Here is an 8,042-nt window from a genome sequence, read left to right as displayed (position 1 = left end):
GGTGGCGGCGCGGCGGTTCCGTCCGGATCTGTACTACCGCCTCAATGTGATCCAGATCCACCTGCCGCCGCTGCGCGAGCGGGCGGAGGACATCGAACTTCTGGCCGAGCACTTTGTGCAGGACAGCTGCGCCCGCGCCGGCTGCGGCGAAAAGCACCTCTCCCCAGCCGCGCTGGCGATGTTCAAGAAGTACCGCTGGCCGGGGAATGTGCGCGAGTTGCAGAATGTGATCGAGCGGGCGGTGGTGCTGGCCAAGGGATCGACGCTCGATGTGGCCGACTTCCCCGAACGGATGAGCCAGACCGCGCCGGTCTCCCCGGCCGGCGAGGGCTCGCCCGAATCGCCGACCCTGGAGTCGATCGAGAAGGCCTACATCTACTGGGTGCTGAACCAGACCGAATGGCAGAAGGCGAAGGCGGCGTCCATCCTGGGGATTGACTCGTCGACTCTGTACCGCAAGATCAACAAGTACGGTTTTTCCTCACGCAAGGGCGACGGGGAGTCGGGAGAGTAGGGTTTGCTCCCGGAGGACCGGCAGTTCCTGCGCAGTGATCGGCATTGCAAACTCCAGTTGTCATGCTGAGCGCAGCGAAGCATCGACTGTTTTCGCCTGTGAACCAGAAAAGCAGACCCTTCGCTCCGCTCAGGGTGACAGTGCGGGATTCTGGGTTTCTCAGCAACCCGTTCATTGTCATGCTGAGCGCAGCGAAGCATCTGCTTCTCCGCATCCACGAACGAAAAGCAGATCCCTTTCCACCTGCGGCGGATGGGCATGGCAAGACGGGGCGGCGCGTAAAATGGCGAACACCCCCAGCTCTGCGCGATGGGGTTGCGTCTTATGCGAAGGGTGATTGCCGTGGTTTGAGTTTGGTCACGTTGGCGGCCTGCAGTCCCTTGCGTCCGCGCACGACGTCGAATTCCACGCGGTCGCCGGGCTTGAGCGAGCCGAAGCCCTCGCTGCCGAGCGCGTCGCGATGGACATAGATGTCCTCGTCGCCCTCCTGCGCGATGAATCCATACCCCTTTTGCTCATCGAACCACTTGACGATGCCCTGTGCCATGGCGCGTTCCTTTGATCAATGACTGCATGAACGGATCGCTGTCGCGACGAGTTGCCGTTTGTCCATGGAAAGATAGAGTGGAACCGTGCGGATGTTAAAGCGGGAAGATGGGGCGGATCGCGGACGTTTATGATCGTCGATTACGGAGCGGATTGCGGCGCGCTGACGGCCGGGCCTCCGGCCTTGATCGTGGCGAGGATGGCGGCGCCGGCGATGAAGAAGGCCAGCACCGATAGTGCGGCCAGACGCAGGTCGCCGGTGGCGCCGGCGATTTCGCCGAAGACCAGCGGACCGAGGACCGCCGCCCCCTTGCCGCACAGCGAGTAGAACCCGAAGAACTCCCCTTCGCGGCCTTTGGAAATCAGAGAGGCCATGAAGGCGCGACTGGCGGCCTGCACCGCGCCCAGGCCGGTGCCGGCGAGCGCGGCGACGATGAAAAACGTGGTCCGCGATTCGACGAAATAGATCAACCCGACCACCACCACCCACTGAATCAACGTTGCCAGCACGACAAACTTCGGGCCGCGGGTGTCGGTTGGACGCGCCCAGAGGGCCGCGCCGGCCAGGGCTGAGAGTTGCACGCAGATGTAAACCAGGATCAACTCGGTCATCGTGAAGCCGAGCACCTGCTTGGCGAAGATGGCGGAGAAGGCGATGATGGTGTTGATGCCATCGTCATAGAGGAAAAACGCCAGCAGAAACGAGCGCAGCGATCGCGTCCCGACGATTTCACGCAATGTCGCCAGGGTGGCACGCCATCCGGCGCGCGCCGCCTGCGCCGGGCTGTGGGTGACGACCTGATCGCGCGGCAGCCACAGAAACGCGGGGACGGCAAACAGCAGAAACAGGAGCGCCGAGACGACGAAGGCGGCGCCGAACTGTTGCGCGCGCACAAGCGGCAGGGCCGCGGCCAGCCCGAGGAACGAGCCGAAATAGCCGACGGCGAATCCCATGCCGGAGAGCCGTCCCTGATGGTCCGCCGGAGCCAGATCATTGAGGTAGGCGTTGTAGAAAACCATCGCGCCCTCGAAGCCGACCCCGGCCAGCACGCTGATGCCGAAGCCATAGAGGACCATGCCGGGCGCGACGGTGGCAAACAGCGCGGTGCCGATAATCGCGGCGAAGGTGTAGATCAAAAGCAGCCGTTTGCGCCAGCCGGCCATGTCGGCAATCGCGCCGAGGAAGGGCGATGTGAGCGCGACAAAAAGCATGGTGGCCGAGACGGCGCGTCCCCACCACTGCGCCCCTTCGGCCCCGCCGACAATCGCGCCGGCGTAGTACGCCGACCAGACCGTTGCCGGGATGACGGCGGCGTAGACCGAGTTGGCCAGATCATACAGGCACCAACCGATGATCGGCTTGCGGCGGGCCCAGGGGGGGAGAAGAGAATAGGACATAGAGGTCGAGTTGGTCCTGTTTAAGACACCACGGTCAGCCAGTGGCCAAATCCGGGGAGACCGCCGGTGACGAGATTTCTGTACCACGCGCGTGCCGCAGTGGTGACCGGACCGGACTGCTCATGGTGGGCCAGGGGCTTGCCCTCGATGGAACCGATGGGGAGAATCTCCATGCCGGTGCCGCAGAAGAAGGCCTCGTCGGCCTGCTGCAGTCGCTCCGGCGCCAGCGGCTCGACGGTGAGATGCAGGTCGGGGTGTTTCTGGAAATACTCGATCAACGTCGCGCGGGTGATACCGGGAAGTATGTCGGCGGCGGCGGGCGGTGTGGTGACTTGATCGCCGAAGACGGCGAAGAGATTGGCGCCATACCCTTCCGCCACCTGGCCATCCATGGCCAGCAGGATGGGTTGATCGTAGCCGCGCGCGATCGCCTCGGCGCGCGCCAGCGATGAATTCACATACAAACCGGCAATCTTGGCGCCGGCGGGACAGGCGGCGGCCGGGAAACGCCGCCACTTCGACCAGGTCGCGCGGATGGGCCGTCCTGTGCCGGGGCCATGCGGGGCCGGCGCAGCCATGATCGCCAGCGTCTCCCCCGGCGGCAGACCGGCGCCGAACTCGGCGCCGTTTTTGAAAAGCAGCGGGCGGATGTAGCGGTCATCGAAGAAACGATTGCGGCGCAAAAGCTCGACGGACAGCGCGGTCAATTCCGCCGGGGTCCAGGGAAAGTCCATCGCCAGCAGACTGGCGTTGGCGCGCAGACGCTCGTAATGGTCATCGCCGCGGAAAATGTGCGCGCGTTGGCCGTCGCCATAGGAACGGATCCCCTCGAAGACCGCGGTGCCGTAGTGCAGGGCATGCGTGAAGATCGAGACACGGGCGTCGGCGTCGGCGACAAAGGCGCCGTTGAAGTAAACCAGCGGCATTTACTCTCCTTCCCTCTGGCGCTGCGACAGGAGTTTCACCAGCGACTTTTCGCTGCGCGCGCCCAAGGCGGTTTTGAGACGCGCCAGTTGGCGTTCGAACGTTCGCAGCGCGCGTCGTTGCGCCGCCGCGTTGGCGCGCAGGAACCCGGCGACCATCTCGGGATCGGAAGCGGCGACACGGGTGAGCGATGCCCACGACCCGGCGCGCAGCGGGTTTTCCCCGCCCATACCCTGCGCGGCGAAGGCAAGCAAATGCGGCAGACCGATCGCCTCGGCGACATACCGGTCATGGGCGTCCGCCGTCATGGCCAGCGGCACCCCACCCAGAAGCGCGATCAGTTCCCGCGCTTCATGTTCCCGGCGCGGCCGGGGCGGCGTGTAGACGATGGTGCGATCGACGAAGAGTTTTGCCTGCGCCGCATCCCACCCGCCTTGCTCGGCGCCGGCGAGCGGATGGAGTCCGATGTAATCAAACTCGGCGCGCCGGCGCGCGGCGGCTTTCGCGACGACGGACTTCACCGTGCCGGTGTCAAGCAGCAGCGGTTTCGGGTTGCGGCGCGCGCCGATGCGACCCAGGGCATCGATGGTCTGAATGATGCCGGGCACCGGAATAGCGAGGATGATCAGATCGGCCTCCTGCGCCAGATCCTCCAGGTGGCTGACCCAGAGCGCGTAACGCGCGCAGACGCCGGCGAGACGGCGGTCACGGTCATGGGCCAGGAGGGTGATGGCGGGACGGTGCGGCGCGAGGCGTTTGAGGATCGAGCCGCCGATCTGGCCGAGGCCGACGATGGCGATGACCTTGTCACGGAGGCGGCGGGGGCGGGGCGATGGCATCAGTGTTTCACCTCCTGCGGAACGAGGGACTGAAAATCCTTTGTCCTGAGAGGGTGGCGATGGTGAGTCAGCCGTGTCATTGCGATCCGAGGTCGGGGCGGAGCGCGACCGCCTGACCGATATAGACATGCTTGATCTGGTCGCGCGCGGTCTCGGTGTCAACGTGCATGAGCACACGGATCACGCGCGGCATGGCATGGGGTACTTCCATTTCCTGCGCGTCAAGCAATGGCACATCGGTCCAACCCATGGCCCGGGCGGCGGCGGCGGGAAAATCGGCGTTCAGGTCGGTGGTCATGGTGAAAAAGACCGAGATAATGCGTTCGGTGGTGATGCCGTTGGCGTCCACCATGGCGCGCAGCAACGTCTGCGTGGCGCGCGCGATCGCCGCTTGTGTGTTGGCCGGAACGTCAATTGCGCCGCGAATGCCTCGTACCGCCATACCTCTCCCCTGCGTTCAATCGAACAAGGTGACATGCAAACCGAACCGCACGGTGCGTCCGGTGAAGGGCATGCCGGCGCGGGTGCGGTACGGGAAATTGGCCACATTCTGCAACAGCGCGTAGATCGTCAGGTCGCCGACCACCCGCGCCGACCCGGACAGATCGAAGCGGAACACATGATTCGACGCGTACCCGCTCGGATCGATACGTCCATCGCCATACCACCACAGCCCGGCGGCGTTGAGTCGGACATCGACGTCGTATTTCCAGCGCGGGGCGATCAGCGAGACCATCGCGCCGCCTTTGTGCGGATAATAGCCGGACAATTTCTCATCGTCGAGCGTGACGGCGTACTTGACGGCGTAGTGGACGAGATAGTGGATCTTCCAGAAGGCCCGTCCGTGGACGCCCACCGCCGCGCCCAGCGAGCGGACATCGTCGGCGCGTGGGCGGTACACCAGACTGGTCACCGGATTGCCGAGGATGGTGTCGACCTCGCGTCGTCCCTCCCAGTGGGTGTAATTCTCGACGTAGGCGGCCTGTCCGCCGAGTGTAAGCAAAAGCCCGGCCGAGTCGTCGATCCGGTCGGCGCCCCATTGCAGCGTGAGCGCGTTTTCCCATTGATCCTCCAGCGACGGCTCCCCGGCTTCGGTGTAGATAAATCCCGCGCCGGTGTTATCGGCCAGACTGTGGGACAGTTCGGGATAGCCGCGGTCCAGCAGGGTCGGCACCGTGCGCACACGCGCCAACCGCAATGTCGGACGCCAGGTGGAGCGACGCGTGGGCGCCAAGGCGGCGACGGCGGAGAGTGAGAGCGGATCGGTCTCCCAATCGGAGGCGGTGACGGAGAAGGCGGCGGTCCAGTCGGGATGCCACTCCCACCGACGCGTGGCCCCGGCGATCAGGTACCAGCGGCTTTCTTCGCTGCTGTCGCGCTCGAACTCCTGCCATCCCCCCTGCGCGGTGACATTCCAACCGAACAATCGCGATTCGGCGAACAGCTGCCAGTCGCGGTCGCGGGTGTCCTGCTCGTAGCCGCTGGTGGCGAACCGTTGCGCGCCGGACTGCAGACGCGCGCCGGTCTGCCACAGTGGGAGCGAATCGACGAACCGTCCGATGGCCGCCTCGCCGGTCCAGAGCAGATCGTCGCGGCGGGGACGGTATTGATCGAACGGTTCCGGCGGGATCAGGTAGGTTTTGTCCCGAAACTGATCGTAGCGGGCGCGCCAGAAATAACCGCCGCCGACCGGGCCGAAGGTCTCCAGCCGCAGATTCCGCAAGTCGCGATCATCGAGGGCGTAGCGTCCCTGGCTGGAAACGAAACGGCCGGACAGATCGAGGCCAAAACCGCCGCGGGTGTGCGCGCGGAAGAAGCCCTCCGAATGGGTGTCGGAGTAATCGCCCTGACGGAACGTGTAATCGAAGACCGGACGGTCCCCCCAGGCGGTGTCGCGTCGCAGGATCATCCCCGCGCCGGCCTGCGCATCGGCATAGACAAAGTCAGGCAGTGTGCCCGGATCGAATTCGGCCGTCATCGGAAACGCCAGACGTTGCCAGGCAGCGGTGCGTCCATCGACGCGCCAGTCACCGGTGCGGGCGGCCAGTCCCCAATGGCTGAAGTAGCGTGTCTGCCCGACGCCGGAGGCATCATCGACATCGTAGGCGGGATGAAAGGACAGCCAGTCGGCCAGGTCGCCACCGGCGATCTGATCGACCGGCGGCATCGGCCAGAACGGTCCGGCGAGGAGATCCTCGGTCCGGTATTGATCGGCGGCGCGCCAGCGGCCGGGCGGCAGGAGGAAGCGGCGCGCGGTGTCGGCCGGCGGACTGATGACCACGGTGTCATAGGCCAGCGAGTCGGCGCGCGGCAGTGTGTCGCCTGCCGGCACGGCGGGAAGCGTCTGCGCCATCGCGGCAGCGGCGCTCAAGCCCAGCGCCAGCGAGGCCGTCAGGAGGCGGACGAGTCGACCACGGGATGAATGGGACGTACCAGCCACCGGGACAGAATCGGAAAGACCAGCGCGAACAGCAACGCATTTGATGCGACATGGATGGCGGCAAAGGGGACCGCCGCCAGCATCACCCCCCAGAAGGGTCCGATGACAAGGGCGAAAGCGAGATTGGTGAGGGTGTCGAAGGCGAGCGTGACGGCGATGCCGGCAGCGGCGGCCAGTCCGGCGCGTACCTTCGGCGACCAGGCGGGGTCATAGAAGGGCCGGAACATGCCGCCGGAGGCGCCGACGAAGGTCATGGCGATGACCTGGGCAGCCCAGACCGGGGCGATCGGCATGCCGAGGGGATTGAAAGCGGCAAAGATCGCCTCGCCGGCGAAACCGACAAAGGCGCCCCAACGCGCGCCGTGGGCGTAGCCGAGCGCGAAAAAGGCAAGCGAGAGCGGCTCGATGTTGGGCAGGCCGATGAGCGGGTATTTCAGCGCAAAAGCGGCCGCCAGAAGGCCGCCGCTTTGCGCGAGTCGACGGATCGACGGGTTCATTGGATCCGGTTTTTCACGGCGACTTTGAGGACTTCGCTCTGGTTGCCGAATTGGACCAATGCCAGATAGACCCCGGTCGCGACCGGTTCGCCGGCGCTGGTAGTGCCGTTCCAGCGCATCGTGGCGGTGGTGCGTCCGGCCTCCAGATGCATGAGATTGGCGGCGTCGTTATCCTTGGCGCCGCCGCGCACCTCACGTCCATCGAGAGTGTAGATGCGCAAGGTGACCGGGACCGCATCGGCGCGGGAGACATCGATCTGGAAGACAGACTGGACGCCGGCGCTGAGCTCCAGCGGGTTGGAATAAACTTTGCGAATCGCGGTCCGCGAACCTCCGGATGCCAGTGTGTCAGCCACTTCAAAGCGGAACCCAAGGCGTCGGTCGAAGTCGTCCGGCGTCGGCTGCAACTTGAAGGGTGTGGCGATGACAAGGATCTCATCGAAGGCATCCCAGCCGGGGACTTCGATGGTCTCGAAGATGTCCCAGACCTGAATGTCCGGCTTGAGCGCACCGGTCAGCCCGGCGGTGACAACCGTCCAGTCCTCGAAGTTGGCGGGCTGGTGCGGATTCACCGCGATCTTGAAGGTCAGCGCGGTGTCGGACGCCACCGGCCCGAAACGCAGGTAGGCGGCGGCCAATTCATCGGGGCTCTTGGGATAATTGGTGACATCCGAGGTGTCGGCGATGGGAAAGTTATCGTAGCGCAGCGAGTTGGGCAGAGCAAGCTCCGGGTAGGCGGCGGCTTCATCGTAGTTCCACGACACCGCGCGGTCGCCGGTGAAGTAGTTCCAGACGAGGAATTCGCCCCAGGCGTCACGGAAGGTGGTCCCGCGGCGGGTCAGAACGCTGTCGAAGGCGGCGAAGGTGTTGAAGCCGTCGACTTC

General features: G+C 65.1%; 9 protein-coding genes. 1 reads left to right on the top strand and 8 read right to left on the bottom strand.

The genetic code is table 11. The annotated features are described in order from the left end of the window. Nucleotides 1-514 (top strand): helix-turn-helix domain-containing protein (locus VNN55_10870; protein HWO58057.1); only part of this gene is annotated, 514 nt, incomplete at its 5' end. A gap of 322 nt (nt 515-836) precedes the next feature. Here VNN55_10870 and VNN55_10865 read toward each other — a convergent pair. The 8 genes from VNN55_10865 to VNN55_10830 all read right to left on the bottom strand — a co-directional run. Then, complete coding sequence (locus VNN55_10865) at nt 837-1,061, bottom strand: cold-shock protein (GenBank protein HWO58056.1); 225 nt, start codon at nt 1,059-1,061, stop codon at nt 837-839. Nucleotides 1,062-1,201: 140 nt separating this feature from the next. Continuing rightward, nucleotides 1,202-2,458, bottom strand: a complete 1,257-nt coding sequence (locus VNN55_10860; GenBank protein HWO58055.1) for an MFS transporter — start codon at nt 2,456-2,458, stop codon at nt 1,202-1,204. Between the two features lie 20 nt (nt 2,459-2,478). After that, entirely contained in the window at nt 2,479-3,384 is a 906-nt protein-coding gene (locus VNN55_10855; GenBank protein HWO58054.1) for an aminotransferase class IV, read from the bottom strand. Further along, nucleotides 3,385-4,221, bottom strand: a complete 837-nt coding sequence (locus VNN55_10850) for a prephenate dehydrogenase (GenBank protein ID HWO58053.1) — start codon at nt 4,219-4,221, stop codon at nt 3,385-3,387. 76 nt (nt 4,222-4,297) lie between these two features. Then, the gene (gene aroH / locus VNN55_10845) at nt 4,298-4,663 is read right to left on the bottom strand and encodes a chorismate mutase (protein HWO58052.1); all 366 of its coding nucleotides are present in this window, start codon (nt 4,661-4,663) and stop codon (nt 4,298-4,300) included. 15 nt (nt 4,664-4,678) lie between these two features. Further along, entirely contained in the window at nt 4,679-6,592 is a 1,914-nt protein-coding gene (locus VNN55_10840; protein ID HWO58051.1) for a TonB-dependent receptor, read from the bottom strand. A gap of 20 nt (nt 6,593-6,612) precedes the next feature. Then, nucleotides 6,613-7,158 carry a hypothetical protein gene (locus VNN55_10835; GenBank protein HWO58050.1) on the bottom strand — a complete coding sequence of 182 codons (546 nt, stop codon included), beginning with the start codon at nt 7,156-7,158 and terminating at the stop codon, nt 6,613-6,615. Further along, a partial coding sequence (locus VNN55_10830) for a hypothetical protein (GenBank protein ID HWO58049.1) occupies nt 7,155-8,042 on the bottom strand: 888 nt, incomplete at its 5' end. The genes VNN55_10830 and VNN55_10835, both read right to left, overlap by 4 nt.

It is taken from the genome of bacterium (genome assembly GCA_035559435.1).
Lineage (GTDB): Bacteria > Zixibacteria > MSB-5A5 > WJJR01 > WJJR01 > JACQFV01.
This window is presented reverse-complemented; position numbering and strand designations above follow the sequence as displayed.

Bases quoted from the DNA above. Each gene is read 5' to 3' on its own strand.
- VNN55_10860 (HWO58055.1), bottom strand. From the start codon at position 2,458: ATGTCCTATTCTCTTCTCCCCCCCTGGGCCCGCCGCAAGCCGATCATC.
- VNN55_10850 (HWO58053.1), bottom strand. From the start codon at position 4,221: ATGCCATCGCCCCGCCCCCGCCGCCTCCGTGACAAGGTCATCGCCATC.
- aroH (HWO58052.1), bottom strand. From the start codon at position 4,663: ATGGCGGTACGAGGCATTCGCGGCGCAATTGACGTTCCGGCCAACACA.
- VNN55_10835 (HWO58050.1), bottom strand. From the start codon at position 7,158: ATGAACCCGTCGATCCGTCGACTCGCGCAAAGCGGCGGCCTTCTGGCG.
- VNN55_10855 (HWO58054.1), bottom strand. From the start codon at position 3,384: ATGCCGCTGGTTTACTTCAACGGCGCCTTTGTCGCCGACGCCGACGCC.
- VNN55_10865 (HWO58056.1), bottom strand. From the start codon at position 1,061: ATGGCACAGGGCATCGTCAAGTGGTTCGATGAGCAAAAGGGGTATGGA.